This window comes from Actinoplanes oryzae (assembly GCF_030757795.1).
Lineage (GTDB): Bacteria > Actinomycetota > Actinomycetes > Mycobacteriales > Micromonosporaceae > Actinoplanes.
Map to the genome: position 1 here is coordinate 1 of NZ_JAUQWH010000028.1, position 26,400 is coordinate 26,400.

Sequence of the window (26,400 nt, forward strand, 5' to 3'; positions counted from 1 at the left end):
GCGTAGCGGTGCGCCTGATCGCCCTCGCTGTCCCCGTACGCGGCGAGGTTGTCCTGCCCCGACACGACGTTGATCAGCACCCGCCCGCCGGACAGGTGCTGCAGGGTCGCCGCCGCCGACGCGAAGTGGGCCGGCTGCCAGTATCCGGGCCGGATCGCGATCAACGGCCGGAACGTCGTGGTACGCGCGGCGAGGGCGGCCGCCACGGTGAACGTGTCGGGCCGCCCCCAGCCGGTGCCGAGCAGAGCACCGTCCCAGCCGTGCTCCTCGAGTGCGAGCGCCTGCGTGGTCAAGGTGTGCAGGCTGTTGTGGTCGTCGGTGACGTCGTCGCCCCGATGCCCGGGCCGGTTCTGATTCGGGATGTACCAGAGGTAATTCATACCTCCACGGTAGGCTTTTTCCGGGTAAACATTGTCATCTTTCGATTAAGGGCGTAGCTTCACCTCAGATCGAAGGAGCACCCCCATGCGAACGCTTCGATTTCTCATCCCCCTGCTCGCCGCCCTGCTGAGCGGCACCGTCCCCCCGGCGTCCGCGGCCCCGGCCGCCGCAGCCGCCGTCTGCTCGCTCAGGTGCGACACCCTGGATCCGTCCCGGGCGCAGCAGGACACCTTCCCCGTGCCCGACAAGGTGCAGAACGGCCGGCGCATCGCACTGCACCTGTCCGAGGCCGACGTGATGGCGTGGGCCAGCATCGACAACGGCACGACCGGCGACTCGGTGTGGCTCGACCGCTCCTGGGACGGCGGCGCCACCTGGGAGGGCCTGCTCGGCAAGGCCTCGATCCCGGGCACGTGGACCGGCACGCGCACGCTCATGTGGAACCTCGCCGACCCGGCACACCACCGCCGGGGACTGCTCCGGGCCTGCGGGGACGCCGGCGGTGTGCAGTGCACCGACTGGTTCCGGCCGCAGGCGTGCGACGCGGCCTGCGACGGTGCCGCCCCCGCGACCGGCGACACGCAGCCGGTGCCCGCCACGACGCTCAGCGGGCGCACGATCGCGCTGCACGCCGACGCGCGCGGCATGATGTGGGCCACCATCGCCGGCGGCGCGACCGGCGACGAGGTCTGGCTGGACCGGTCCTGGGACGAGGGCGCCACCTGGGAGATGAAGGGCCGCACCACCGGCACGCGCACGGGCCTGTTCGCCTCGCGGGACCCCCAGCTGCTGCTGTACGGCGGAGCCCTGCGCGCGTGCGGCCGGGCGGTGACCGGATCCAACGGCAGCTGCACGGCCTGGGCGCGCCCGGCGGGCGACCGGGCCGCCGCGGCCGCCGACGCGCTGATGTGGGCGTACCAGCCGGACACCGCGTGGTGGCCGTCGAGCTGGTGGAACTCCGCCGACGCCGTCACCGCGCTGATGACCTGGATGAAGCGCACCGGGCGCAGCGACTACCGGTGGATCGTCGACCGGACGTTCACCGTCAACCAGGGCGCCTTCCCGGCGGGCGTGAAGAGCAGCGACGCGATCGAGGGCCACTTCATCAGCCGGGCGATCGACGACGCGGCCTGGTGGGGCCTGGCCTGGATCCAGGCGTACGACCTGACGGGCGAGCAGAGGTACCTCGACGAAGCGGTCACCATCGCGACCTACGTGCACGGCTTCTGGGACACGTCGTCCTGCGGCGGGGGCGTGTGGTGGGACCGCGAGCGCACGTACAAGAACGCGGTCACGATCGGCCTCTCCGTGCGCCTGTCCGCCAGCCTGCACAACCGGATCGCGGGCGACACCACGTGGCTCGACCGGGCCGTGACGGGCTGGAACTGGTACACCGCCAGCGGCATGATCAACTCGTCGAACCTCGTCAACGACGGCCTGACCGGCTCGTGCGCCAGCAACAACGGGACGGTCTGGACGTACAACCAGGGTCTGGCCATCGGCGCGGCGGTCGAGCTCTTCCGCGCCACCGGCAGCACCACGGTCCTGGCCCGCGCCCGCGCCCTCGCCGACGCCGCGATCGCCCGCCTCACCACCGGCGGCATCCTCACCGAGTCCTGCGACACCGGCGCCGCCACCTGCGACGACAACGCCAAGGAATTCAAGGGCATCTTCATGCGCCAGCTGCTCGACCTGGCCGACGTCACCGGGCAGGCGAGCTACCGCACCTTCGCCCGCGCCCAGGCCGACAGCATCTGGACCACCGACCGCGACACGCTGAACCGCCTCGGCCAGCGCTGGACCGGCACCACCCCCAACGCCCGCGACTGGCGCACCCAGGCCTCAGCCCTCGGCGCCCTCGTCGCCGCGTAGGTAGCGGGTGACCATGTCGACCAGCTCGCTCTCGAAGGTGGCGGGCGTGGGGGTGCGCGGGTCGGCCATCAGGCGGTGGGTGTTGATCTCGACCGTGAAGGTGATGAGGCCGGCGGCCGTCTCGAGGTCGCGGACGCGCACGTCCGGGTGGCGGGCGAGCAGGTCGCGCACCTGACCGACGCGGAGCTTCTCGTGGCGGGCGATGGTGTCCATCAGCTCCTGGGAGAGCGGGGCCTCCTCGATCATCATGCGCAGCAGCCGGGGGTCGTCGCGGTGGTGGTCGATCGCGTCGCGGACCAGGGCTCGCACGGTCTCGCGCAGGCTGCCCGGGGACAGGTCGACCCGGTCCGCCTGCGCCCACGCGCCGCGGTCGACGTGCTGCACGAGGAGGGCGGCGAGGATGGCGTCCTTGTTCGGGAAGTACTGGTAGAGCGAGCCGATGGAGATGCGGGCGCGCTCGGCGATGCGGTTGGTGGTGCCGGCGGCGTAGCCGTGCTCGGCGAAAACGTGAGCAGCCGCGGTGAGGATCCGCTCGCGGGTGAGCTCCGCGCGCACCTGCCGAGGCTTGCGACGTGGCTGAAGACGGCGATCGGCCGCGGGCATCCGGGCTCCCTCCGGGGTGGGCAAAAGCGAGTAGCCAAAGACCTGAGCTATTACTCACAATAGTGCAGTGAACTGGGAAAACAACGTGACGTCGCGGGACGGGGTCGAGGCGGTCGTGGGCCGTCCGGCCGCCGTCATCATGCTCAAGACGATCCCGTTCCTCGACGACGGCTGCCGCACCGTCCTGGCCCGCAGCCCGGTCGCCGCCTTCGGCTACCGGGACGCCGGCGGCACGAGCCGGACGACGTTCATCGGCGGCGCTCCGGGCTTCGCGCGGGTGCTGTCCCCCACGCGCATGTCCGTTCCGGGCGCCGGCGACGTGTCCGGTCCGGTCTCGTTCTTCTTCCTGCTGCCCGGCGTGGGCGAGGTCCTGCGGGTCAACGGCTCGGCCGACGGGACGACGGTCCAGATCAAGGAGGCGTACGTGCATTGCGCGCAGGCCGTCCTCCGGGCCGGCCTGTGGGAGCCACCCGCCGGGGCCGCACCGGCGGCGGAGGTCGCGGGCGACGGGCCACTCCGGGCGCCGGGGGTGGCCGGCTTCCTCGCGGCAGCGCCCTTCCTGGCGCTCTCCACCTGGGACACCGAGGGGGGAAGCGACACCAGCCCGCGCGGTGATCAGGGGACGGTGGCGCGGATCCTCGACGGCCGCACGCTCGTCATCCCCGACCGCAAGGGCAACAAGCGCACCGACACCCTGCACAATCTCGTGCAGGACGATCGGCTGTCGCTCGCGGCGCTGGTCCCGGGGCGCAGCGGCGTGCTGCACATCCGCGGCCGGGCCGCCATCACCGCCGATCCCGCGCTACTGGCAACCATGGCGCTGCGCGGGCTGCCGCCGCACCTGGCCCTGCTCGTCGATGTCGAGCACGCCGAGGTGGCCGGGAACGACGCCGTGGCCCGCGCCCGGCTGTGGAATCCCGGCGCGCACCTCGGGCCCGGCACGGCACCGGACCTGCTGGCCATGGCCGGCACGCACCTCGCCATCGGATCGGCGCGGCCGGTGGTCAAGAAGCTCTTCGCCGTTCCGGGCGTGTCCCGGCTGATGCGCCTGGCCATGAACAGCGCCTACCGCTCGGGGCTGCGCAAGGAGGGCTACGACGCCGTCACCCTGCCGGCCGCCCGGACGGGGCCCGCCCTGCCCGACCCGCGGCGCGAGGTCCGCCTGACCGAGGTGCGCCGGGAGACGCCGAGCACGGTCACGCTCGTCCTCGAGGACGGCCGGCCCTTCGACTTCAAGCCCGGCCAGTACTTCACGCTCGTCGCCGACGTCGGCGGCCGGCCGGTGCGGCGCGCGTACTCGGCGTCGTCGGCGCCCGGCTCGACCCGCCTGGAGGTGACCGTGAAGCGCGTGGCGGACGGCCGCTTCTCCGGCCACGTGCACACGGCGCTGCGGGCCGGCGACCGGCTGGCGGTGCTGGGCCCCTCCGGCACCTTCCACCCGGCCGGGGACCAGCTCGTCCTCGTCGCGGCGGGCAGCGGCATCACCCCGATGATGAGCATGATCCGTGCCGCGACGACCGGCCGGATCGCCCTGCTCCACGCCAGCCGCACCGAGGACGAGATCATCTTCGGCGCCGAGCTGGAGCGGCTGGCCCTTTCCCGGCCCGGCCGGCTGTCCGTCACCCACGTGGTGAGCAGCACGGACGGTCGGCTCGACGCGGAAGGCGTACACCGGTGGCTCGCGGGACTGCAGCCGATGCCCGGCGCGCACTACTACATCTGTGGGCCCGACGCCCTGACGGACATGGTCCAGGGCGTGCTGACCGAGCGGGGCGTTCCGGACGAGCGGGTGCACAGCGAGCGCTACCTCAGCACCGGCGCCGCGGTGGCGACCACCGAGCCGCAGCAGATGACCGTGGGCTCCCTCGGCGCCGTGGTGGTCGAGCCCGGGCAGACGCTGCTCGACGCCGGGCTCGCCGCGGGCCTGCCGATGCCCTTCTCCTGCACGGTCGGCAGCTGCGGGGAGTGCGTCATGCGCCTGCGCAGCGGCCGGGTGACCCCGCCCCCGGCGGACGGCCGGGTGCTGACCTGCGTGAGCAGCCCGGAGTCGGAGGTGACGCTCGACCCGCTCTGAGCCTCCTTTGCTCCCGGCCGGCAACCGGCGGTCGCGCAGTCCGGACGGCGCGATGCCGAACAGGCGGGTATGGCAGATGCGCGCACGCACCTCTCCCGGTGGCTGACGGCGGCTGTGTGGGGCACAGGTGCCCTGCTCGGCCTGATCCTCGTGCAGTCCGTGACCGGCTGGGGCACCGAGGCCCAGGCGCAAGCGCTCAACGACCTGGCCCAGCTGCCGGTCACCCTCCTGACGGCCGTTCTGGGGCTCCGGCTGATCCGCCGCGGCGGCCTGGACCGCCGGGAGCGCCGGGCCTGGCTGCTGCTGGAGGTGTCCTTCGTCCTGCAGCTGGCGGGGCACCTGGCGGCGCTGGCCGTGCGCTTCGGGGGCCGGCAGCCCGGCTTCCCCAGCATGCCCGACTACCTGTTCTCGGTGGCGATCCCGTTCGTGGTCGCCGGGCTGCTGCTCCTGCCCGCCGAGCGCCGCAACCGCACCGACCGCCTCAAGCTGCTGATCGACTCGCTGATCGTGGTGGCGTGCGCCTGCATGGCCCTCTGGTACGTGGAGATCGGCCCGCTGCTGGAGATCCCCGGCGTGGACCCGTTCGTGATCCTCTTCTCGACCGCCGTGCCGGTGCTCGACCTGCTGCTGGTCTTCGCGCTGATCACCCTGCTGCTGCGCCGCCCCGAGGCCGGGGCGGCGGTGGGCCTGCTCGGCGCGTCCATGGCGCTGAAGGTGGTCGCCGACAGCACGTACACGATCGCGCTGGTGCAGTTCGGGATCTTCTTCGGGCCGGGCGACTGGCCGTTCCTGCTGTGGGCGGCGGGCAGCTTCTTCTCCCTGCTCGCCGTGCACCGCCGCATGACGTGGAACACCACGGCGCAGGAGGAGCGCGGGCGGCGGGGCCGGGTCAGCTGGCTGCCGTACGTCGCGATCGTCTTCGCGTACGCGCTGCTGGCCTTCGTCGCGCGCAAGCAGTCGCTCTATCCGCTCGGCGGGATGATCCTCGGCGTGGTCGTGCTCACGGCCCTGGTGATCGCCCGGCAGGTGTTCGCCCAGCGGGAGAACCGCCGCCTGGCCGTCACCGACCCGCTCACCGGGCTCTCCAACCGGGCGCTGATCACCGAGAGCCTCACCGAGCTGACCCGGCAGCCGGTGCGCGACGGCCGGCACGGCGCCGTCCTGCTCATCGACCTCGACCGGTTCAAACCGATCAACGACGCGTACGGGCACGACGCCGGCGACGCCGTCCTGCAGGGCGTCGCGGCGGCGCTGCGGGCGGTGATCCGGTCCGGCGACACCGCCGGCCGGCTGGGCGGCGACGAGTTCGCCGTCGTGCTGCCCGCCCTGCCGTCCCGCGACGCCGCCGAGGGCATCGCGGAGCGGCTGGTCGACGCCTTGCGCACGCCGGTCGTCTTCGGCAACCAGCTGCTGCACGTCGAGGCGAGCGTCGGCGTGGCCTTCCACGAGGAGGGCACGGCCGACGCCGAGCAACTGCTGGCGCACGCCGACGCGGCCATGTACGCGGCGAAGCGGGCCGGCCGCGGCCACTACCGCGTCTACACCCCCGACCTCGACACCCGCGCCCGCGACGCCGAGCTGTGGCGGGCCGTCGAGAACGACGAGCTGGTCGTGCACTTCCAGCCCGTGGTCGACCTCGCCGACGGCGGCTGCGTCGCGGTCGAGGCCCTCGTGCGCTGGAACCACCCGGAGCGCGGCCTGCTGCTGCCGGGCGCCTTCATCGAGCTGGCCGAGGAGACCGGCGCCGTCATCCCGATCGGCGAATGGGTGCTGCGCGAGGCCTGCCGCCAGGCCGCCGCGTGGCCCGTCAAGCTGAGCGTCAACCTCTCCGCCCGGCAGGTCGTCCAGCCCGGCCTCGTCGAGACCATCTGCGGCATCCTCGACGAGACCGGCTTCCCGGCCGAGCGCCTGGTGCTGGAGCTCACCGAGAGCGTCGTGCTGCAGCCCGACGAGCAGACCGTCGCGCGCCTGAGCGCCCTCCGCGACCGCGGCATCGGCATCTCGATCGACGACTTCGGCACCGGCTACGCGGCCCTCAACTACCTGCGCACCCTGCCGGTCAGCGTCCTCAAGATGGACCGCTCGTTCGTCGCGGCCGTCGACACCGACCCCGACGCGTACGCGGTCGCGGAGGCCGTGGTGCGCCTCGCCCACGCGTACCGGCTGAAGGTGGTGGCCGAGGGCATCGAGACGGCCGCGCAGGCCCAGTGCCTGCTCGAGCTGGGCTGCACCTACGGCCAGGGCTACCACTTCGCGCGCCCGATGCCGGGCGGCGCCCTGGCCGAGCTGCTGGCGGCCGCCCGCTAGCCCGGGATGTCAGTCCCCGGCGGGCTCGTCGACCTTCGCCACGGGGATGTTCTCCGCCACGGCCCACCGCAGCGCCTGGCGGATGTCCTCGGCCGGCAGCGGCCGGCGCCGGGTCACCGTGACCGCCACCGTCGCCGTGGCGGGCAGGAAGGCGTTGTGGGTCGCGGCCTCCGCCAGCTCGGCCCCGACCCGGTAGGCCAGCTGCACGGCGTCGTCGTCCGCCAGCCCCGGCACCAGCAGCAGGAACTCGTCCTCGCCCACCCGCGTCACCCGCCCGGCCGCCCCGGCGAGGTCGCCGAGCATCGTCAGCATGCTCTCGTCGCGCACCGCTGCCGTCCGCCGCCCGGCCTGCGCGGGCAGCCGATGCGCGGCCGGCACGCGCACCCCGAGCATCGCCACGGGCAGCACGCCCGAGGCGGTCACCCCGCCGGACCAGTCCCGGACCTCCTCGCCCGTGGCGAAGCGCGGCTCGGTCACCGGACGCGACGTGGCTCCGCGGCCGCCGCGTACCACCATGTGGTGGAACATGGCGTCGGCCCGGCTCTCGCCCGAAGTGGCCGGCATCTCGCGCACCCGGGTCACCACGTCGTCGAGCGCCGCGGCGGTCGCTGCCGGGAGCCGGTCGGCGAGGGCCCGCCGCAGCCGCAGGAGCTCGTGCAGGGCGTCGTCCCGGCGTACGCTCCACCGCCCGTCGAACAACCGCCCCGCCTCCAGCGTCTCCGCCGTGGCGTCGACGGTCTCCTGGTCGTACGCGACGAGCACCGCCCCGAACCGCGGGGTGAGCACGACGACCGTCCACTCCCGCGCGAGCGGATCGCGGGAGCTCAGCGGCACGAGCACGGTGCCCGCGGGCTGGTGCACCGCCGGGTCCCCGCCGACGAGGCCCATGACGGTGACACTCGCGCGCCGGGCGATGCGCTCGTAGACCTCCCGCTCGCGGTCCAGATAGGGCATCCGCTGGAACAGCGCGACGACGGCCATGGGCCCGTCCTCGCCGGCCGCGAGCGCCGCCCGCTCGATCGCGTGCGACACCGTCACGAGCAGACGCTTCGTGACCTGGCTTCCACTTCCCGCATCCGGCACCCGCGCAGCCTAGGGTCTCCTCGCCCCCACCGCGACCCGCCGGAGACCTGACCGGCCGTGTCCGTGGCGTGGCGGCACACGCCGCATCTAGGTGCGCTGCTGGGCTCGCTTCCAGACGAGGTGCTGGACGAGGAGGGTCAGCACGCCGGCCAGGACGATGGCCGCCGCGTTGATGAGGAGCTGGAGGGCCGAGCCGAGGGCCTCGTCGCGGACGCCGTAGGCCAGGGCGACCGCCGCGTTGGCCGCCGCCGGGATCGTGGTGACCGAGATCAGCACGCCGACCAGGGTGCCGGCCTTGGCCGACGTGAGCGACAGGATGCCCGCGACGCCGCCCAGGAAGCCGATGACCCAGGACAGCGCGTCCGGGCGCCAGATGAAGTCGGTCAGCGGCCGGTCGGCCAGCAGCATCGACCTGTCGACCAGGCCGGCCGCGGTGAGCAGCCACACCGCCCCGACGGTCAGCAGCATGCCGATCGGGAAGCCGGCGCCGAGGGCCAGCGCCGAGCGGCGTACCAGCGGAAGCTTGCGCTGCACCAGGCCCACGCAGAGCGCGGCGAGCGGGCCGAACTCGGGGCCGACGACCATCGAGCCGACGATGAGGATGGGCTGGTCCAGCAGGACGCCGACGGCCGCGATGATCATGGCGACGGTCATGAACGCCAGGAACGAGGCCGACAGCGCGGTCTCCTCGCCGGTCTGGTGCTCGATCTCGTGCCACACCACCGCGTCGACGCCCAGGCCGGGGACGCGCCGCTCGGCCCGGTCGGCCGCGGCGGACATGGTGGTGTCGATGCGCTCCATGACGATGGCGCCGTCGCGGTCGAGGCCCAGCCCGCGCAGCTGGTCGAGGACGGCGCTGGCGCCCTCCCGGACCACGTCGAACTCGATCAGGTCGCCCGGCGGGTCGAGGGCCACGCCGGGCAGCACGACGACGTGGGTGACGGCGTCGTGGCCCTTGAGCAGGTCCAGGACCTGCGCGGAGACGGTGGCGGGCGCGATCACCCGTACGTGCAGCATGGCCGCACGATACCTACCGCGGGTCGTCGAAGCCCTCGTCGGCACGCTCGCGGCGGAGGTGGGTCTCGGCGCGGCGGGCGAGCTGTCCCGGCTCGGCGGCGAGCCCGGCGTACATGGCCTCGATCTGCTCGTACGGGCGGCCCGGCGGCAGCAGCGGCACGGCCGGGTCGACCACCGCCTCGATGAGCACCGGACGGTCGGCGCTCAGGGCGGTAGCCCAGGCGTCGTCCATCTCCCCCGGCGACGTCACCCGCAGGCCGCGCAGGCCGAGCAGGTCGGCGTACTTCGCGTACGGCACGTCGGGCAGCTCCTGCGACGTGCCGAACCGCGGCTCGCCCTCCGCCTCGCGCTGCTCCCAGCTGACCTCGGCCAGGTCACGGTTGTTCAGTACGCACACGACGAAGCGCGGATCCGCCCAGTCGCGCCACCGGGCGGCCACGGTCACCAGCTCGGCCAGCCCGGTCATCTGCATCGCGCCGTCGCCGGTCAGTACGATCTGGGGGCGGTCCGGGGCGGCCAGCTTGGCGGCGATCCCGTACGGCAGGCCGCACCCCATCGACGCGAGCGTGCTCGACAGGTGCGCGGGGACGCCGCCCGGCAGGCGCAGATGCCGGGCGTACCAGTAGACGACCGACCCGACGTCGACCGCGACCTGCGCGTCGGTGCCCAGCCGCCCGCTCAGCGAGCGCACCACGTGCTGCGGGTTCAACGGCTCCGCGGGGGCGGCGGCCCGGCGGGCCGAGATCTCTCCCCAGGTACGCACCCAGCCCTCGACCCGTGCCCGCCAAGCCCCGTGCTCCCGGGGCTTCACCGCGCCCAGCAGCGCCCGCAGCGTCTCCGTGGCGTCGCCGGTCAGCGGCACCTCGACGGGATAGCGCACGCCCAGCTGCCGCCCGTCGATGTCGATCTGCACCGCCCGCGCCTGCCCCGGCGCCGGATAGAACTCCGTCCACGGGTCGTTGGTGCCCACCAGCAGCAGCGTGTCGCAGTTCCGCAGCAGCTCGTTGCTGGCCGTGGTGCCCAGATGCCCCATGACCCCGGTGTGGAACGGCAGACCCTCGTCGAGCACGGGCTTGCCCAGCAGCGACGCCGTCACCCCGGCCCCGAGCCGGTCGGCCAGCTCGGCGATCTCGCCGGCCGCCCCGTACGCCCCCTGCCCGACCATGATTGCGACCCGCTCGCCGGCCTCGAGCACCTCGGCGGCGGCACGCACGTCCGCGTCGTAGGGCACCACCCGCGCCCGCCGCAGCCCCGGGCTGGTCACCATGACCCCGTGCCGCTGGGCGGTGGGGTCCGGCGCCGGCATCGCCTGCACGTCGTGCGGCAGGATCACGCAGGTGGGGCTGCGGGTGGCGAGCGCGGTCCGGAAGGCCCGGTCGATCAGCATCGGCACCTGCTCCGCGGTGTGCGCCGTCTGCACGAACTGCGCGCACACGTCCCCGAAGAGCCGCCCGAGATCGATCTCCTGCTGATAGGCGCTGCCCAGCACGGTGGAGGCCTGCTGCCCGACGATCGCCACGACCGGCTTGGCGTCGAGCTTGGCGTCGTAGAGCCCGTTGAGCAGGTGCACCGCGCCCGGCCCCTGCGTCGACAGGCACACCCCCGGCGCCCCGGTGTACTTGGCGTGGGCGACGGCCATGAACGCGGCCGCCTCCTCGTGCCGAGCCTGCACGAACGCCGGCTTCCCGGCCCGCCGCAACGCCCCCATCACCCCGTCGATGCCGTCCCCGGAGTACCCGAAGACGCGCGGCACGCCCCACTCGGCCAGCCGCTCGACCAGGAGATCGGAAACCGTACGCTCACCCATGCCGCCCGGATGCCCCGAGCCGCACCCCTCAAACGACGCCCGGCGGCCTTCGTCCGGCGGCCCCGGGGGGCCTGGCGTGACCGTGAGACGTGCCGGCGTACGGGTATGCGGGCCCGATGAGACTGGACTTTCTGCGCCCCCTCTTCGACCAGCCCGGGCTCTGGGTGTCGGTCTACCTCGACGCCACCCGGGCCGGTGAGAACGCCGCCCACGAGGTGGAGCTGCGCTGGCGGGCCCTGCGGGAGAGCCTGACCGCGCAGGGCGCCGACGAGGCCACCCTGGACGCCGTGGCGGAGGCGATCGGCGCACACCCGTACCAGCCGGGCCGCTACGGGCTCGCCGTCTTCGCCCGCGCCGGGCAGGTGGCGCTGCTGGAGACGCTGTCCGCTCCGCCGGCGGCCGACGAGGCGTACGCCGGGCCGCTGCCGCACGCCATGCCGCTGGTGGCGCAGCGGGGCGAGGACGTCCCGTACGTCCGGGTGCTCGCCGACCGGACCGGCGGTGACCTGGACGCGATCTCCGCCGGCGGGGTGCCGCGGCACCGGCAGGTGACCGGGGACGAGAGCTTCCCGCTGCGGAAGGTGCATGCCGGCGGCTGGTCGGACCGGCGCTACGACCAGGCCGCCGAGGAGACCTGGAAGCGGAACGCCGGGAACGTGGCGACCGCGGCGGCCGAGCTGGCCGACAGCATCGACGCCGAGGTCATCGTGGTGGGCGGCGACGTCCGGGCGGTGGAGAAGTTCGAGGGCGAGCTGCCGAAGCGCTGGCGCGAGCGCCTGGTGCGCACCGATGCGGGCTCCCGGCACGCCGGCGCCGACGAGGCCGCGCTCGACGACGTGACCGTGCAGGCGATCGCCGAGACCGCCGACCGGCACGTGCGGGAGGCGATCAACCGCTACCGTACGCAGCTGGGCGACGGCACGGCCGGCACCGGCCTCACCGACGTGGTGACCCGGCTGCAGCGCGGGCAGGCCGACATCGTCCTCCTGCACAACGACCCGTCCTCGACGGACACGCTGTGGATCGACCCCGGCGACGTCACGCTGGTCTCGGTCGACGATCACGTCCTGCGCGAGGCCGGTGTCCAGGACCCCCGGAAGGTACGCGCGGACGCCGCCCTCCTGCGCGCCGTCGCCGGCACCGGCGCCTCGCTGATCCTCGTCGCCCCGGACGAGGTCGAGCTGGAGCACGGGATCGGCGCCGTCCTCCGCTACGCCGACGCGAGCAGCGCCGCCGACGTGTGAAGCCCCCGTGGTGCCGGGGTCGGAACCGGCCGTTGAGCTCGCCCGGACGCGGGCCCGGCGTAGACGACCACGTTGTGGCGGTGAGCGCCGTCGGCGGTCCTTCCGGGACGCCACCCGTCCGCCCCGCTGTCGCCCTGACGGCAACCGGCCTACGGTCTTGTCAACCGCGCGTCAGCCCCCAGGGGCCCCGGCGCGGCCAGGGTGTGCCGGTCCAGCAGCGCGGCCGGCGCACCCGAGCCCGCACCAGCATTCACATTAGTGATGAAACTATCCTTGACGCCCATCGGGGACGTATCTACCCTCGTCACCGTCCCGGACTCGCGATCTTCCTGTGCCACCCCAGGCCGGCGCCACGTCCGGGCGGAAGGGGAGGCGACCTGTGGGCACGCCCGGATATCGGGACCACCCGGTCGCCGAGTGGGATGCCGCCGCCCCGGCCGACGCCGGCGAGGCCGAGGACTTCCTGTTCCAGTTCCACGCGGAGAACCCGCACACCGGCCCGGCCGGGCCACGGCTGGCGGCGGTGCTGGCCGAGATCGACGCCACGGGCACCTATGTGCACACGGCCGAGGAGCTGGCGTACGGTGCCAAGCTGGCCTGGCGCAACGCCAGCCGCTGCATCGGCCGGCTCTACTGGCGCAGCCTCGTGGTGCAGGACCGGCGCGACTGCCACACCTCCCCCGAGATCTACGCGGGCCTGGTGCGGCACCTGGAGATCGCGAGCGGGACCGAGGCGCGGCCGGGCGGGCGGCACGCGCGGCGCGGCGGGGCCATCCGGCCGGTGATCAGCGTCTTCCCGCAGGCGGTGCCCGGCCGGCCGTACCCCCGGCTGTGGAACGACCAGCTCATCCGCTACGCCGGGCACCGCACCTTCGACGGCTCGGTGGTCGGCGATCCGGCGCTGGCGGACTTCACCGAGGCCATGGAGGCGCGGGGCTGGAAGGGCGCGGGCACCCCGTTCGACGTGCTCCCCCTCGCGATCGAGACCCCCGACGAGGGGGTACGCCTCTACGACCTGCCGCCCAGCGCGGTGCTCGAGGTGCCCCTCGTGCACCCGGAGCATCCGTGGTTCGCGCAGTTCGGCCTCCGGTGGTACGCGGTGCCCGCGGTCAGCAACATGCGCCTGACGATCGGCGGGGTGCACTATCCCTTCGCCCCCTTCAACGGGTGGTACATGGGCACCGAGATCGGGGCGCGCAACCTGGCCGACCGGGATCGCTACAACCTGCTGCCGCTGATCGCCCAGCAGCTCGGCCTCGACACGAGCAGCGAGCGGACACTGTGGCGGGACAGGGCGCTCGTGGAGCTCAACCGCGCGGTCCTGCACTCGTACGACGCCGCGGGCGTGAAGATGTCCGACCACCACACCGAGTCGGCGCGCTTCCTCGACCACGTCGCCCGGGAGCAGCGGGCCGGCCGGCTGGTGCCCGCCGACTGGAGCTGGATCGTGCCGCCGATCTCCGGGGCGGCGACGCCGGTCTTCCACCGCTACTTCCACGAGGCCGACCTCAAGCCGAACTTCTATCTGGACGAAGGCGCCCGGCTGCTGGCCCGCGGCATCACGCCCGCGGCCACGGGGTGCCCCTTCCACGGGGCGGACACCGGCGAGCTGCCCCTGTTCCACCGGCCGGACCTCCGCGAGGGAGACCCGGCCTGAGCCAGGCTCAGCGGGCCGCCTCGCCGAGCATGTGGGCGCTCATCCAGTCATAGACCCAGATCCAGGCCGAGCTGGTGGCGACACTCCAGTCGCCGCTCAGGTCACGCACCGCGCGGACGAGCGCATGGCCCACATAGGGATAGTGCTCGGGCAGGACGCCGTAGTAGCGCGCGTGGTGCACGCCCAGCATGCCGAGCATCCGCTCCATGTCCTGCGCGTAGCGGTCGGGCTCGGTCAGCGCCCGGATCCCGTCGAGCAGGGCCCGACACAGCTTCTCGGTCTGCGCCGTCATGTCCGGCGGGAACATGGCCCGGGCCTCGGGCACCAGCTCGAACAGGTGCCGGTAGAACAGCTCGGCCAGGGCGACCGGCCGATCGGCGACCAGGGACGCCGTGCTCTGGACGATGCGCATCGCCTCGGCGGAGGGCCTGCGGTGCGGACCGTGTCGCCGGGGAGCCCCGGGCACGGCCCCCGCCGCGGAACGTGAATCGCGGGGTCCAGACTCGATCATGCGGTCCAACCTAACGTGCCCGGTTTGCACCCGCGGCATCGGTACCGGCCTATTTGGTTGACTAGGCAGCTTTGTCCCTGGCAGCAGCCCCTCTTGCCCGTTTGTCCCGCCGCTGCCGCACGCCGGGCCGCGCCGCCGTAGCATGGCAGCACCCAGCGCGCGGAGGCACGGATGCGGTTCGAGGTCCTGGGACCGGTGCGCGTGCACACCGCCGACGGCGAGGGCGTGCTCGCGCCGAAGCCGCGCGCGCTACTGGCCGTGCTGCTGGCCGCCCGGGGCCGCCCGGTCACTGTGGAGCGCCTGGTCGCCGAGCTGTGGCCGGAGGGCGCCCCCGCGACGGCCACGGCGACGCTGCAGATGCACGTCTCGGCCCTGCGCAAGGTGGTCGGCGACCGGGTGCACAGCGCCGCGGGCGGCTACCGGCTCGACCTGACGGGCGCCGTTTTCGATGCCGCCGAGTTCGAGGAGAGCGGCGACCTCGGCCGGTGGCGCGGCGAGCCGTACGACGGGGTGCGGGCCGGGCCGATCGTCGCGGCCGCCGCCGCCCGGCTCGCCGAGCAACGGCTGAGCGCGCAGCAGGAATGGGCGCGCCGGACCCTCGCGGGCGGCCGGCCCGCCGAGGCCGCGACCGAGCTGGCCGGCTGGGTCGCCGCGCAGCCCACCGCCGAAGGCCTGGTCACGCAGCTGATGCTGGCGCTGCACCGGTCGGGCCGCACCGGCGCGGCACTGGCCGCCTATGACCGGGCCGTCGCAGCCCTCGGCGCGCTGGACGCCCGGCCCACCGCCGAGCTGGACGCGCTGGCCGCCGCCGTGCGCCGGCAGGACCCCACGCTCGACGAGCGGATCCTGGGGCTGCCCGCCCGGCGCAACCGCTTCATCGGCCGGCGCGCCGAGCTGGACCGGGCCATCGAGCTGCTCGGCACGGCCCGGTTGCTGACCGTCGCGGGCCCCGGCGGCGCCGGCAAGACCCGGCTCAGCCTCGAGCTGGCCCGCGAGACGGCCGCCGACCACGACGCGGTGCACGTCGTCGAGCTGGCCGAGCACCGCGACGGTCCGCTCGACGCCCGGCTGGCCGCGGCGATCGGCATCCGCGAGGAGCCGGGCACCCCGGTGTTCGAGACGGTGACGCGGCAGCTCACCGGGCGGGTGCTGCTCGTGCTCGACAACTGCGAGCATGTCCGGGACCGGGCGGCGCAACTCGCGGACGCCCTGCTGGCGGCGTGCCCGGGGGTGCGGCTCGTCGCCACCAGCCGGGAGCCGCTCGGGCTCAGCGGCGAGGTGGTCTGCATGCTCGGCGGCCTGTCCACGCCGGAGCCCGGCACGACCGACCCGCACGCGGAGGCGGTGCGGCTGCTCGGCGACCGGGTGGCGGCGGCCCGCGGCGGCGCCGGACTCACCGCCGCCGAGCAGAGCGCCGCCGCCGAGCTGTGCCGCCGCCTCGACGGCCTGCCGCTCGCCATCGAGCTCGCCGCCGCCCGGCTGCGCGCGCTGCCGCTCGCCGAGATCGTCGCGCGCCTCGACCGGCGCCTCGACGTGCTGACCGGCACCTCGCCGGTCCCCCGGCACCGGACCATGCGGGCGGCCATCGACTGGGGCTACGAGCTGCTCGACAGCCCGCAGCAGGAGCTGCTGCGCCGGCTCGGCGTCTTCGCGGGCGGCTTCGACCTGGCCGCCGCCGGCGAGGTGGCCGGCGCCGACCCGGTCGATCCGCTCACCCAGCTCGTCGACCGGTCCATGGTGGAGTGGCGGGACGGTCGCTACCGCCTGATCGAGACCATCCGGGAGTACGCCCGCGAGCGCCTCGGGCCGGTCGAGCGCGCCGAGGCGTACGCCGGCCTGGTGGGGTGGTGGCAGCGACGGCTCGCCGTGCCGCCGCCGACCGACGGCCCGGCGCACACCGCCTGGCTGGCGGAGATCGGCGCCGACCACGACACCGTCGTCGGCGCGATCGACTGGTCCCTGCGCGACGGCGACCCCGCGCGGGGGCTCGAGCTGGCGGCCGCGATGTGGTGGTACTGGTGGGTCGCCGGCCGGATGGCCGAGGGCCGCGCCTGGCTGGCCCGCGCCCTGGCCGCCGCCCCCTCGGCAGCACCGGCGCTGCGGGCCCGGGCGTTGCGGGCGGCCGCCGCGCTGGCCCGCAACTCCGGCGACCTGCCGCAGGCGCGACAGCTGGGCGAGGAGGGGCTGCGCCTGTTCCGCTCGCTGGACGACCGCCGGGGCATGCTGGCCGTGCTCAACAATCTGCTCATCACCGCGCAGGCGCAGGCGGACTATCCGGCTTCGCTCGCGTACGGCTACGAGGCGCTGGCGATCGCCGAGGAGGACGCCATCGCCCCGATGGTCGCGGCCCTCGCCAACAACACGGCGGGCACGCTGCGCTGCCTGGACCGGCTCGACGAGGCAGAGGAGCTGTTCACGCGCGCGCTGGAGGGCTTCCGCGCCCTGGGCGACCGCCGGGGCGAGGCGGCCGCGCTGAGCAACCTGTCCACGACCGACCGGCGCCGGGGCCGCTACGCGACGGCCCGTCCGGCGATGCGGCGGGCGCTGGCCCTCTACACCGAGCTGGGCCTCACCGAGGGGCAGCTCGACGCCGTCGAGGGGCTGGCGCAGCTGGACGTGCTCGCGGGCGATGCCGCCGGCGGGCTGCGGCTGCTGGCGCTGGCCGAGCGGGAGCGGTCGGCGCTGGGCGCCCCCGGCTTCACCCCCGACGAGATCGCGGACCGGGACGGCGCCGAGGCCACCGCCCGGGCTGCGCTGTCCCCGAAGGAGGTCGCCCGCGCCTACCGGTCGGCCGGGGAGACGACGCTGGCCGAAGCCGTGGCGGAGCTGCTGACCGACTGACGTTTGGCGGTTCTTTGGCGCCGCCTCCCATGCTCTGCGTCGTGATGCGATTCCGATCAGCCACCGCAGTCCTGCTGGGTGCCGCGACTCTCTCCGGGTGCACGGTCACCGTGCCGCTCTCCCTGCCCTCCCCCTCCTCCACTTCCCGGTCCGCCGCCGGCTCCCCCGCCTCGCCGCCCGCCGGGACCAAGGCCACTCATCCCGTCACCAAGGCACCGAAGTCCACGAGGGGGAGCTCCGCCCCGGACGGGCCGCGGATCGTCTCTCTGCGGATCGCCCGGCAGCCCAAGTGCGCCGAGGGCACGGCGGTCTTCCGCGCCGACCCGGTGCCCCTGGTCCTCGAGTGGAAGATCACGGGCGCGGCCGGCGGCGCGCTGTCGGTGGACGACCCGACCGGCACCCCCGGCACGTACGGCCCGGTCGGGCGCGAGGGCTCGCAGGAGTTCCTGTTCTCGTGCGCCGGCGAGGTCGGCAGCACGGAGACGCACACCTACACGCTCTACACCACCGGCGACGGCCCGGTGCGATCGAAGACCGTCACCGCCTCAGCCACCGTGCTCGACAAGGGCCCGGGCACCAACTGACCCCCGTACTTTCGTCCGAAGGAGCCACCGTGCACCACCGCCGCGTGTCCCTGGCCGCCCTCTTCCTCATCGTCGCGCTCGCCGGTGGCTGCGGGGTTCTGACTCCGGCCGCCGGAGGTACCGGGCCGGCGCCCGCGTCGACCGCCGCGGACAGCGGGCTGGGTCCGGCCGGCGAGCCGGGCGACCTGCCCGACCCGTGCACCCTGCTCACCGAGGCGCAGGTCACCGGGCTGACCGGCCGCGAAATCACCCAGGTCGACGAGGACGACGCCGCCGGTGAGCCGACCCGCTACTGCCAGTGGCAGCAGTCCGGCGGCCAGCTCGACATCTTCCTGACCCGCACCACGCCGGCCGGCTTCGACGCCGCCGTCGCCGAGGGCGAGCCGGTGGACGGCGTCGGCGAGGAGGCCTCCTGGCTCTCCGGCCACCTGTTCGTCCTCGGCGGCACCGTGCAGCTCGACGTCTACAGCCGCGGCGCCTCCGACGCCCGGAACCTGGCGGACGCGAAGCAGGTGGCGGCGGCCGTCCTCCCGGCGCTCGGGAAATAATCTCGAAACACATCTTCAATCATCGATGTCCTTCCCCTAGGCTGATGGGAGCGCTCCCAATCCCCCCTCGAGGAGAGCCCGATGAAGAGATTCCTCGCCGCCTGCCTGATCGCGGCCGCTAGCGTGACAACCGTGGCCGTGGCCGGCGAAGCACAGGCAGACACCCGCATCTGCGACCAGTACGGCAGCACGACCATCGGCGGCCGCTACACGGTGATGAACAACCGGTGGGGCACCTCCGCCGAGCAGTGCATCAACGTGACGAGCACCGGCTTCAGCATCGTCAGCCAGCAGGGCGTCGGGAACACGAGCGGCGCGCCCGTGTCCTATCCGGCGGTCTACTACGGCTGCCACTACGGCAACTGCTCGCCGGGCTCGGTGTTGCCGCGCCGGGTCAGCGACATCCGGAGCGCCACGAGCAGTGTCAGCTACACGTACGTGGGTGGGGCGACCTATGACGCCGCGTTCGACATCTGGCTGGACCCGACGCCGCGGACCAACGGCGTCAACCAGCAGGAGATCATGATCTGGTTCAACCGCCAGGGCGCCATCCAGCCCATCGGCTCGGTCGTCGGCAACGCGACCGTCGGCGGCCGCACGTGGCAGGTCTGGCGCGGCAGCAACGGCGCCAACCAGGTCATCTCGTACGTGGCTCCCGCACCCATCTCCAGCTGGAGCTTCAGCGTCCTGGACTTCATCAACGACGTCCGCAACCGCGGCGCCATCACCAGCTCGTGGTACCTCACCAGCATCCAGGCCGGCTTCGAGCCCTGGATCGGCGGCGCCGGACTGGCCGTCACCTCCTTCAGCGCCTCGGTGAGCTGACGGCACGAACGCGCCCCGGCGAGCCGACCGCGCGGACGCGCCCCGGTGAGCTGACCGGACCCCGAGACCCGATGAGCTGACCGAACCCCGAGACCCGGGCCGCCCCGACCGCCGGAGAAACCGGTGCCGGGGCGGCTCGTTCCAAACTCGGGGAGCACGGCAGGCGAGCGCGACACGAGAACGCGGCACGGACAACGCGACTCGCGGAATCACGCGGCCAGCAGGGACCGCATCGAATCGATCTCCGCGGTCTGCTCGTTGATGACGTGCTTCGCCAGCCCGTGGATGTAGACGTTGGTCCCGCCGCCGGCGAGCAGTGTCCGGGACATGTCGATCGCCCCCTCGTGATGGTCGATCATCAGCCGCAGGAACAGGCCGGTGGCCTCGCCCGTGCCCGCCCGGTCGAGCGAGCCCAGCTGCGCCTCGCTCAGCATGCCGGGCATGGCGCCCGCGGCCCGGGCCGGCGGCGCGTTCCAGGCCGCCAGCCACGCGTTCGTCTCGTCGATCTCGCGCTGCTGGTCGTGCGCGATGAAGTCGGCGATCAGCCGGATCCGCTCCGGGACGCCCGGCTTGGCGAGCAGCGCCCGGCTCATCCGGACGGCCTGCCCGTGATGGTCCGCCATCATCTGCGCGTAGTGCACGTCAGCACCGGACGGCGCCGCCACGGAGGCGGGCGCTGCCACGGGAGCGGGCGCCGCCGCGGAAGGCGCCTGCCCGTCCCGCGTGGAGAGGGCGAGCACCGCCGCGCCGGTCACAGCAAGGACCAGCGCGGCGGCGACACGACGGAACAAGGCTCAGTTCCTGGCCGCGGACGAAGGCGGCGTGGAGGGCTCTTCCTCCTCCGGGTACGGGTTGCCGTTGACGTTCTCGCGACCGTCCGGCGCGATCGGGTTGATCGCCGTGAAGTCGCGCGGTGCCAGGTCGAAGCCCTGCCAGTGCATCGGCATCGGGCTCTGGTCCTCGTCGCGCGGCACGTGGTGGAAGCCGACACGCACCCACATCACCGGGTCGGTCATCTTCTCCTTGTTGCTCGCGAAGTCGAGGACCGTGTTGATGCCGAGCGGGCACTCCGGGTCCGAGACGTTGTCGGAGGCCCACTTCTCGCAGAGGTTCGCCTGCGTGAAGGTGACGTCCGGCTGCGTCTCCGGGTGCCCCTCGTACGGGTCGTCGGCCCCGGTCACCAGCTCGTAGGAGCGCTTGTGCCCGTCGGCGTTCGTACTCGCGGGGCTGGCGACCCGCCACCAGCGGCGGTCGACCTTGTTGAAGCTGCCCTCCTTGGCGATGGTCTTCTTGGTGGTGGTGAGCTTGGCGGCCATCGCGCCCTCGCCGTCGAGCTTGGTGTCGTACTGCTCGACGACCTCGCCGCCCTTGCCGCCGATGTTGAAGTCCACCCGCCAGAACGCGCTGTGGTAGTGCATGGTCGCGTAGTCGCGGGCCTGCTTGCCGATCGGCCAGCCCCGGTCGGCCTCGGAGTACTCGCCGGGGGCCAGGTCACCGGTCGCGCCGAGACGGGCCGAGATCTGGCCGGTGTCGCCGAGGCGGTACTCGGTCACGTACTCGTACCAGCCGACCTTGCTGATCGCCCGGAGCACGAGCTCGTGGCCCTGCCGGGAGTAGACCTTCTCGGTCCCCTCGCCCGTCTCCTCGTCGTACTCGTAGTCGTGCAGGCGGTTCGCCAGGCCCGCCGGCTCCGCGCTGACGCAGAGCAGCTCGCGCTGCTGCGGGTCGGCGCCGCCGTCGGAGCCCGTACGCGCGGAGCCGCCCTTGCAGTCCTCGCCCGTGAGCGTTTCCATGTTGTAGCTGCCCAGGCCGTACTCGGTGAGGTCGTTGTACTCGGTGTCACCGGTGTCGTAGGGCACGTTGAGCTGCGCGAGCCGGATGGAGTTGAGCACCTGTACGGGCTCGGGCTGGCGCGGCGAGGACACGTAGACGTTGTTCAGGACCAGGCCGGCGCGGTCGTTGATGCGCCAGCAGAGCTGCCACGTGGTGCCGTTGGGCAGCGTCTCCTTGACCGTGGCGGCGGCACCGCACGGCGACGGCTCCGGTGCCGCCTCGGCCCGGCCGGGCGCGACCAGGGCCAGCGAGCCCGTGGCCAGCAGGGTGGCGGCGATGGTACGGAACTTCATGCGGCCCTCGTTCATGAAAGGCGGGCGACCTTGCGCCCGGACAGGTCGACAACCACGTCGGTCACGTTGATGAACTGACCGTCGCCGGTCTGCACGATGAGCTGGACACAGCGCTTCTTGCCGCACTGGGCGGCCCCGGTGTCGGCGGGCTTGGCCTGGTAGATGTGCGCGGTGACGTTCAGCCCCTCCTTGCCGGCGAAGGGCTTGCCGGTGGCCTCGGCGTACGCGGTCTTGAAGCCGGCGCCGAGCGGATCGGCCAGCAGCAGATCCAGCGCGACGGTCGCCTCCCGCGGCGTGGCCGGCGGCTGCATGCCCGCGGCGGAGTAGCTGTTGGCCAGCTTGCCGGTCGTCAGGTTGACGACCTGCTTGATGAGCTTGTCGGTCCGGTAGTCGTAGAAGTAGAGCTCCGCCTCCCGGCCGGCGCCGTCGAGCCCCAGATCGGCCGACAGATACTCGGGGCCGGCCTCGCCGGTCACGCCCCGCGCGTCGGCGGCCAGCTGCGGAGTCAGCGCGGCGGCCCGGGCCTTGTCCACCTCGGTGGAGGTCAGCGCGTCGCTGCCGGTCCCGGCCGCCGCCTCGGGCACCGGGTCGGGATCGGACACCTTCGGCAGCATGCCCCCGACCCCCGGGCTCGGGTCGCCCGGCGCCGCGTTCGCCTGCCATGAAGCCACCCCGAAGGCGCTCACGGCGGTGACGGTCGCGATGCCGAGACCCCACCCCCATTTCCTGTACGAACCCACTGTCGACAGTCCTCCTCGGTCTTGATCGGCCCTGAGACCGTGCCGGGTGACCGGTAAGATCGACGTAAAGTGATGTCTGTCTAGGCTAGGGGCGGAAGCGGTAGCCCATCCCCGGCTCGGTCAGCAGGTGGCGCGGGCGCGACGGGTCGTCCTCGAGTTTGCGGCGCAACCGGGCCATGTACTGGCGCAGGTAGTTCGTCTCGGTGGAGTACTGCGGGCCCCAGACGTCGTGCAGCAGGGCCCGCTGGCTGAGCAGCTTGCCGGGGTGGCGCAGCAGGTGCTCGAGGAGCTGCCACTCGGTGGGCGTCAGCCGCACCTCGCCGTCCCCGCGCGTGACGCGGCGCGCGCCCAGGTCGACGGTGGTGGCGCCGACGGCGACCGTGGGCAGGGCGTCGCCGGGGGCGTGGGCGCGGCGGGTGACCGCCCGGATGCGCGCCAGCAGCTCGTCGATCCCGAAGGGCTTGGTGACGTAGTCGTCGGCGCCCGCGTCGAGCGCGCCGACCTTGTCGTGGCTCTCGACCCGGCCGGAGAGCACAATGATCGGCACGCCGGTCCAGCCGCGCAGCCCCCGGATCACGTCGGTGCCGGCCATGTCGGGCAGGCCGAGGTCGAGCACGACGAGGTCGGGGTGCCGGTCGCCGGCCAGCCGCAGCGCCGAGGCACCGTCCGGCGCGGCGTCCACCTCGTAGCGCCGGGCGCGCAGGTTGATGGTCAGCGCCCGCACGATCTGCGGCTCGTCGTCGACGACGAGAACGCGCGTCATCGCCGGACCTCCGCGAGCAGGGCGGCGACGAGAACGAGCGTCATCGCCGGACCTCCGCGAGCAGGGCGGCGACGGGGACCCGGGTCACGGCCGGGCCGCCACGGGCAGGGACACGATCATGGTGAGTCCGCCTCCGGGGGTCTCGTCCGGCGTGAGGGTGCCGCCCATCGCCTCGGTGAGGCCGCGGGCCAGGGCCAGCCCGAGCCCGACGCCGGTGTGGTTGTCATGGTCGCCGAGGCGCTGGAACGGCAGGAAGACGTCGTCCCAGCGGTCCTCGGGGATCCCCGGGCCCTGGTCGGCGACCCGGAACTCCACGGTGCCGCCCAGCGCGCTGGCGGAGATCATCGGCGGCCGGCCGGGCGGGCTGTGCCGCAGGGCGTTCGCGGTCAGGTTGACGAGCACGCGTTCCAGCAGCCCGGGATCGGCGCGCAGGGCGGGCAGGTCCTCGGGCACCTGGACCCGCACGGTATGGCCCTCCGGCCCGAGGTCGTCCAGGACGCGCGGCACGATCTCCTCGGCGCCGAGGTCGGCCGCTGCCACGCCGAGCGCCCCGGCCTGCAGGCGGCTCATGTCGAGCAGGTTCGTCACCAGCCGGATGAGCCGCTCCAGCGACTCGTCGGCGGTCGCCAGCAGTTCCGCGCGGTCCTCCTCGCCGAAGTCGACGTCGCCGCTGCGCAGGCTCGCCACCGCCGCCTTGGCCGAGGCCAGGGGCGTACGCAGATCGTGGCTGACGGCGGCGAGCAGGGCGGTGCGCATCCTGTCGGCCTCGGCGAGGGGCTTGGCCGTGGCGGCCTCGGCGGACAGCCGCTCCTGGCGCAGCGCGACCGCGGCCTGGGCGGCGAACGCCTCGACGATGCGCCGGTCGGAGGCCTCCAGCGGGCGGCCGCAGAGCAGCATCGCCAGGTCGTCGTCCACCTTGACCTCGACGTCCGAGTCGCCGGCGCTGGTGCAGGGGCGCTCACCGACGCTGGCCACCACGACGCCCCGGTCCAGCAGGGTGACCGAGCGCAGGGTGAAGGTCTCGGTGAGCCGTTCCATCAGCGCGATCAGCGGCCGGTCGCCGCGCAGCACGCTGCCCGCGACGGTGGCCAGGGTCTGCGCGTCGGCGCCGGCCTGCGCGGCCTGGCGGGTCTTGCGGGCCGCGGTGTCGACCACCCAGCTGACCGCCAGGGCGACCACGATGAAGATGGCCAGCGCGAGCAGGTTCTCGCCCTCGGCGATGGTGAACCGCCGCACGGGCGGGGTGAAGAAGTAGTTGAGCAGCAGCGACCCCGCGACCGCGGCGAGCAGTGCCGGGCCGAGGCCGCCGATCAGGGCGACGCCGACGACCGCGGCGAGGAAGACGAGGATGTCGTTGGTCAGCGACAGCCCGTCGCCGATGCTCAGCAGGCCGGTCAGGGCGGGCAGCGCGGCGGCCACGGTGACGAACCCGGCGACGCGCCGCCGCCGGGACAGGGCGGCCGGCATCCGGCTCGTACGCCGGCCGGCTCCGGCCCGCTCGTGCGGCACCAGGTGCACGTCGATCGTGCCCGACAGCGCCGTGGTGGTCGCGCCGACGCCGGCGGAGAACATCTGCGCGAGCCGCCCGCGGCTGGAGGCGCCGAGCACGATCTGCGTCGCGTTGACCGCCCGGGCGAAGTCGAGCAGCGCCTGCGGGATGTCCGCGCCGACCACCTGGTGGTAGGAGCCGCCCAGGCTCTCCACCAGGACCCGTTGCTGAGCCAGGCGGGCCGGGTCGGCACCGTTGAGGCCGTCGTTGCGGGCGACGTGGACGGCCATGAGGTCTGCGCCCTTGGTCCGCGCGGCGATCCGGGTGGCCCGGCGGATCAGCGTCTCGCCCTCGGGCCCGCCGGTGAGCGCGACCACGACCCGCTCCCGGGTCTCCCAGGTCTTGTCGATCTTGTTGTCGGCGCGGTACTTGCCGAGCTGGTCCTCGACCTTGTCCGCCAGCCAGAGCAGGGCCAGCTCCCGCAGCGCGGTGAGGTTGCCCGTACGGAAGTAGTTGCCCAGCGCCGCGTCGATCTTCTCCGGCTGGTAGATGTTGCCGTGCGCCATCCGCCGGCGCAGCGCCTCGGGCGTCATGTCGACCAGCTCGACCTGCTCCGCCGCCCGCACGACCGCATCCGGTACGGTCTCCCGCTGCTCGACGCCCGTGATCTGCGCGACCACGTCGTTGAGCGACTCCAGGTGCTGGACGTTGACCGTGGTCAGCACGTCGATCCCGGCGCCGAGCAGCTCCTGCACGTCCTCCCAGCGCTTGCCGTGGCGGGCGCCGGGCACGTTGGTGTGCGCCAGCTCGTCCACCACGGCGAGCTCGGGCTTGCGGGCCAGGACGGCGTCGAGGTCCATCTCGGTGAAGCCCGCGCCGCGGTAGCGCATCTCCGTGCGCGGGATCACCTCGAGCTCGCCGATCATGGCCCGCGTGTGCTTGCGGCCGTGGGTCTCGACGAAGCCGATGACCACGTCGGTGCCGCGTTCGGCGCGCCGGTGCGCTTCCTCCAGCATCGTGTACGTCTTGCCGACGCCCGGTGCTGCGCCGAGATAGATGCGGAGCTCCCCGCGCGCCATGGCCGTTACTTTCTCTCGTCGAGGGCCAGGTTGAGCTCGAGCACGTTGACGCCGGGCTCGCCCAGGAAGCCCAGGGCGCGGCCGTCGGTGTGCTCGCCGACCAGGGTACGGACGGCGTCCTCGCTCAGCCCCCGTTCCCGGGCGATCCGGGGCACCTGCAGCGCGGCGTACTCCGGGCTGATGTGCGGGTCGAGCCCGCTGGCGCTCGCGGTGACCGCGTCGGCCGGGACGACGGGGTCCCCGGCCGAGCCGCGGACAGGGGTGATCACCCCGCCGAGCGCCTGGTAGTCCTCCCCCGGCCGGGGCGCCTCGACGGTCACGCCCTCGTAGGTGGCGACGAACGGGGTCCCGTTCACGGAGACCGCCCGGGTGACCGGGCCGGTGAGCCCGTCGCGGTGGTAGACGGCCAGCACCGCCCCGACGCCGTCGGCCGTGCAGTAGGGCCGGCGGCCGTCGACGCCCTCCAGCTGTCCGACCGCCAGGCTACGGGCGCACACCTGGGTCAGCAGGCTCTTGCGGTCCCCCGTGTCCACCACGTCCTCCGGGCCGAGGTTGCTGGCCGAGGTCGACGTGGGGTCGTAGCCGTCGCCGGCCGCCGACGGCCGGGACTGGAAGTAGCGCGGGTCCGGGTTGCCGTCGGCGTCGGTGAAGGCCTGGCCGATCAGGCTGCTGCCCACGACCGTGCCGTCCCTGGTCAGCAGCGAGCCGTCGGCCTTGCCGGCCAGGCCCGGGACGCGGCCCACGGCGACCAGGAGCAGCGGGTAGATCAGGCCGGTGAGCACGGTCAGGACCAGCAGGGCGCGCAGGGCGGCCAGGTGCTGGGAGATCCAGGATGGGAGTCGCATGGTG

20 protein-coding genes and 1 pseudogene are annotated in these 26,400 nt (G+C 73.7%); 9 read left to right on the plus strand and 12 right to left on the minus strand.

Going from position 1 to position 26,400, the window contains the following annotated elements; translation table 11 throughout:
- The coding region (locus RBH18_RS12320) for an LLM class flavin-dependent oxidoreductase (protein WP_306207051.1) at positions 1–380 on the minus strand (380 nt) is incomplete at its 3' end.
- 85 nt (positions 381–465) lie between these two features.
- On the opposite strand from RBH18_RS12320, the gene RBH18_RS12325 reads away from it, so the two are divergent.
- Positions 466–2,253: a glycoside hydrolase family 76 protein gene (locus RBH18_RS12325; protein WP_306207053.1), complete on the plus strand. Its 1,788-nt coding sequence runs from the start codon at positions 466–468 to the stop codon at positions 2,251–2,253.
- Here the strand turns inward: RBH18_RS12325 and RBH18_RS12330 are convergent.
- Positions 2,224–2,808: a TetR/AcrR family transcriptional regulator gene (locus RBH18_RS12330; protein ID WP_306207055.1), complete on the minus strand. Its 585-nt coding sequence runs from the start codon at positions 2,806–2,808 to the stop codon at positions 2,224–2,226. The two genes, RBH18_RS12325 and RBH18_RS12330, sit on opposite strands and share 30 nt — an antisense overlap.
- A gap of 115 nt (positions 2,809–2,923) precedes the next feature.
- On the opposite strand from RBH18_RS12330, the gene RBH18_RS12335 reads away from it, so the two are divergent.
- Together RBH18_RS12335 and RBH18_RS12340 are read left to right on the plus strand one after the other, a co-directional pair.
- A complete protein-coding gene (locus tag RBH18_RS12335; protein WP_306207057.1) occupies positions 2,924–4,930 on the plus strand; it encodes a pyridoxamine 5'-phosphate oxidase family protein in 2,007 nt (668 codons plus the stop codon).
- 69 nt (positions 4,931–4,999) lie between these two features.
- Positions 5,000–7,237 (plus strand): putative bifunctional diguanylate cyclase/phosphodiesterase, encoded by a 2,238-nt coding sequence (locus RBH18_RS12340; protein ID WP_306207059.1) that lies wholly within the window; start codon positions 5,000–5,002, stop codon positions 7,235–7,237.
- A gap of 9 nt (positions 7,238–7,246) precedes the next feature.
- Here the strand turns inward: RBH18_RS12340 and RBH18_RS12345 are convergent, their stop codons facing one another.
- The 3 genes from RBH18_RS12345 to RBH18_RS12355 all read right to left on the minus strand — a co-directional run bounded on the left by RBH18_RS12345 (position 7,247) and on the right by RBH18_RS12355 (position 11,144).
- Positions 7,247–8,320 carry a DICT sensory domain-containing protein gene (locus RBH18_RS12345; RefSeq protein WP_306207060.1) on the minus strand — a complete coding sequence of 358 codons (1,074 nt, stop codon included), beginning with the start codon at positions 8,318–8,320 and terminating at the stop codon, positions 7,247–7,249.
- Between the two features lie 87 nt (positions 8,321–8,407).
- On the minus strand, positions 8,408–9,337 hold the full coding sequence (locus tag RBH18_RS12350; protein ID WP_306207061.1) for a DUF389 domain-containing protein: 930 nt from the start codon (positions 9,335–9,337) through the stop codon (positions 8,408–8,410).
- A 13-nt stretch (positions 9,338–9,350) separates the two neighbouring features.
- On the minus strand, positions 9,351–11,144 hold the full coding sequence (locus RBH18_RS12355) for a thiamine pyrophosphate-requiring protein (protein ID WP_306207062.1): 1,794 nt from the start codon (positions 11,142–11,144) through the stop codon (positions 9,351–9,353).
- Positions 11,145–11,260: 116 nt separating this feature from the next.
- Here RBH18_RS12355 and RBH18_RS12360 point away from each other — a divergent pair, with 116 nt between their 5' ends.
- Together RBH18_RS12360 and RBH18_RS12365 are read left to right on the plus strand one after the other, a co-directional pair.
- Positions 11,261–12,388: a baeRF2 domain-containing protein gene (locus RBH18_RS12360; RefSeq protein WP_306207064.1), complete on the plus strand. Its 1,128-nt coding sequence runs from the start codon at positions 11,261–11,263 to the stop codon at positions 12,386–12,388.
- A 379-nt stretch (positions 12,389–12,767) separates the two neighbouring features.
- Positions 12,768–14,045: a nitric oxide synthase oxygenase gene (locus RBH18_RS12365; RefSeq protein WP_306207065.1), complete on the plus strand. Its 1,278-nt coding sequence runs from the start codon at positions 12,768–12,770 to the stop codon at positions 14,043–14,045.
- A gap of 7 nt (positions 14,046–14,052) precedes the next feature.
- On the opposite strand, the gene RBH18_RS12370 is transcribed toward RBH18_RS12365, so the two are convergent.
- Positions 14,053–14,457 (minus strand): globin domain-containing protein, encoded by a 405-nt coding sequence (locus RBH18_RS12370; RefSeq protein ID WP_306207067.1) that lies wholly within the window; start codon positions 14,455–14,457, stop codon positions 14,053–14,055.
- A gap of 270 nt (positions 14,458–14,727) precedes the next feature.
- Between RBH18_RS12370 and RBH18_RS12375 the strand changes: the two genes are divergently transcribed.
- The 4 genes and pseudogenes from RBH18_RS12375 to RBH18_RS12390 all read left to right on the plus strand — a co-directional run.
- A complete protein-coding gene (locus tag RBH18_RS12375; protein ID WP_306207068.1) occupies positions 14,728–17,397 on the plus strand; it encodes a BTAD domain-containing putative transcriptional regulator in 2,670 nt (889 codons plus the stop codon).
- Positions 17,398–17,438: 41 nt separating this feature from the next.
- On the plus strand, positions 17,439–17,981 hold the full coding sequence (locus RBH18_RS12380; protein WP_306207069.1) for a hypothetical protein: 543 nt from the start codon (positions 17,439–17,441) through the stop codon (positions 17,979–17,981).
- 29 nt (positions 17,982–18,010) lie between these two features.
- Positions 18,011–18,529, plus strand: coding sequence for a DUF3558 family protein (locus RBH18_RS12385; RefSeq protein ID WP_306207070.1), 519 nt, complete (start codon positions 18,011–18,013; stop codon positions 18,527–18,529).
- Between the two features lie 81 nt (positions 18,530–18,610).
- Positions 18,611–19,351, plus strand: a pseudogene (locus RBH18_RS12390) (GH12 family glycosyl hydrolase domain-containing protein); the annotation flags it as partial.
- A 212-nt stretch (positions 19,352–19,563) separates the two neighbouring features.
- Here RBH18_RS12390 and RBH18_RS12395 read toward each other — a convergent pair.
- From RBH18_RS12395 to RBH18_RS12420, 6 genes are all read right to left on the minus strand, one after another.
- On the minus strand, positions 19,564–20,145 hold the full coding sequence (locus RBH18_RS12395) for a DUF305 domain-containing protein (protein WP_306207071.1): 582 nt from the start codon (positions 20,143–20,145) through the stop codon (positions 19,564–19,566).
- 3 nt (positions 20,146–20,148) lie between these two features.
- Positions 20,149–21,480: a copper amine oxidase gene (locus tag RBH18_RS12400; protein WP_306207072.1), complete on the minus strand. Its 1,332-nt coding sequence runs from the start codon at positions 21,478–21,480 to the stop codon at positions 20,149–20,151.
- An 11-nt stretch (positions 21,481–21,491) separates the two neighbouring features.
- Positions 21,492–22,166: a hypothetical protein gene (locus tag RBH18_RS12405; RefSeq protein WP_306207073.1), complete on the minus strand. Its 675-nt coding sequence runs from the start codon at positions 22,164–22,166 to the stop codon at positions 21,492–21,494.
- A gap of 139 nt (positions 22,167–22,305) precedes the next feature.
- A complete protein-coding gene (locus RBH18_RS12410; RefSeq protein ID WP_306207074.1) occupies positions 22,306–22,983 on the minus strand; it encodes a response regulator in 678 nt (225 codons plus the stop codon).
- A gap of 84 nt (positions 22,984–23,067) precedes the next feature.
- A complete protein-coding gene (locus RBH18_RS12415; RefSeq protein ID WP_306207075.1) occupies positions 23,068–25,551 on the minus strand; it encodes a sensor histidine kinase in 2,484 nt (827 codons plus the stop codon).
- 5 nt (positions 25,552–25,556) lie between these two features.
- Positions 25,557–26,396: a potassium-transporting ATPase subunit C gene (locus tag RBH18_RS12420; RefSeq protein WP_306207076.1), complete on the minus strand. Its 840-nt coding sequence runs from the start codon at positions 26,394–26,396 to the stop codon at positions 25,557–25,559.
- Between the last annotated feature and the right edge of the window lie 4 nt (positions 26,397–26,400).

Bases quoted from the DNA above. Each gene is read 5' to 3' on its own strand.
- RBH18_RS12325 (WP_306207053.1), top strand. From the start codon at position 466: ATGCGAACGCTTCGATTTCTCATCCCCCTGCTCGCCGCCCTGCTGAGC.
- RBH18_RS12340 (WP_306207059.1), top strand. From the start codon at position 5,000: ATGGCAGATGCGCGCACGCACCTCTCCCGGTGGCTGACGGCGGCTGTG.
- RBH18_RS12350 (WP_306207061.1), bottom strand. From the start codon at position 9,337: ATGCTGCACGTACGGGTGATCGCGCCCGCCACCGTCTCCGCGCAGGTC.
- RBH18_RS12355 (WP_306207062.1), bottom strand. From the start codon at position 11,144: ATGGGTGAGCGTACGGTTTCCGATCTCCTGGTCGAGCGGCTGGCCGAG.
- RBH18_RS12360 (WP_306207064.1), top strand. From the start codon at position 11,261: ATGAGACTGGACTTTCTGCGCCCCCTCTTCGACCAGCCCGGGCTCTGG.
- RBH18_RS12370 (WP_306207067.1), bottom strand. From the start codon at position 14,457: ATGCGCATCGTCCAGAGCACGGCGTCCCTGGTCGCCGATCGGCCGGTC.
- RBH18_RS12375 (WP_306207068.1), top strand. From the start codon at position 14,728: ATGCGGTTCGAGGTCCTGGGACCGGTGCGCGTGCACACCGCCGACGGC.
- RBH18_RS12400 (WP_306207072.1), bottom strand. From the start codon at position 21,480: ATGAAGTTCCGTACCATCGCCGCCACCCTGCTGGCCACGGGCTCGCTG.
- RBH18_RS12410 (WP_306207074.1), bottom strand. From the start codon at position 22,983: ATGACGCGCGTTCTCGTCGTCGACGACGAGCCGCAGATCGTGCGGGCG.
- RBH18_RS12415 (WP_306207075.1), bottom strand. From the start codon at position 25,551: ATGGCGCGCGGGGAGCTCCGCATCTATCTCGGCGCAGCACCGGGCGTC.
- RBH18_RS12420 (WP_306207076.1), bottom strand. From the start codon at position 26,396: ATGCGACTCCCATCCTGGATCTCCCAGCACCTGGCCGCCCTGCGCGCC.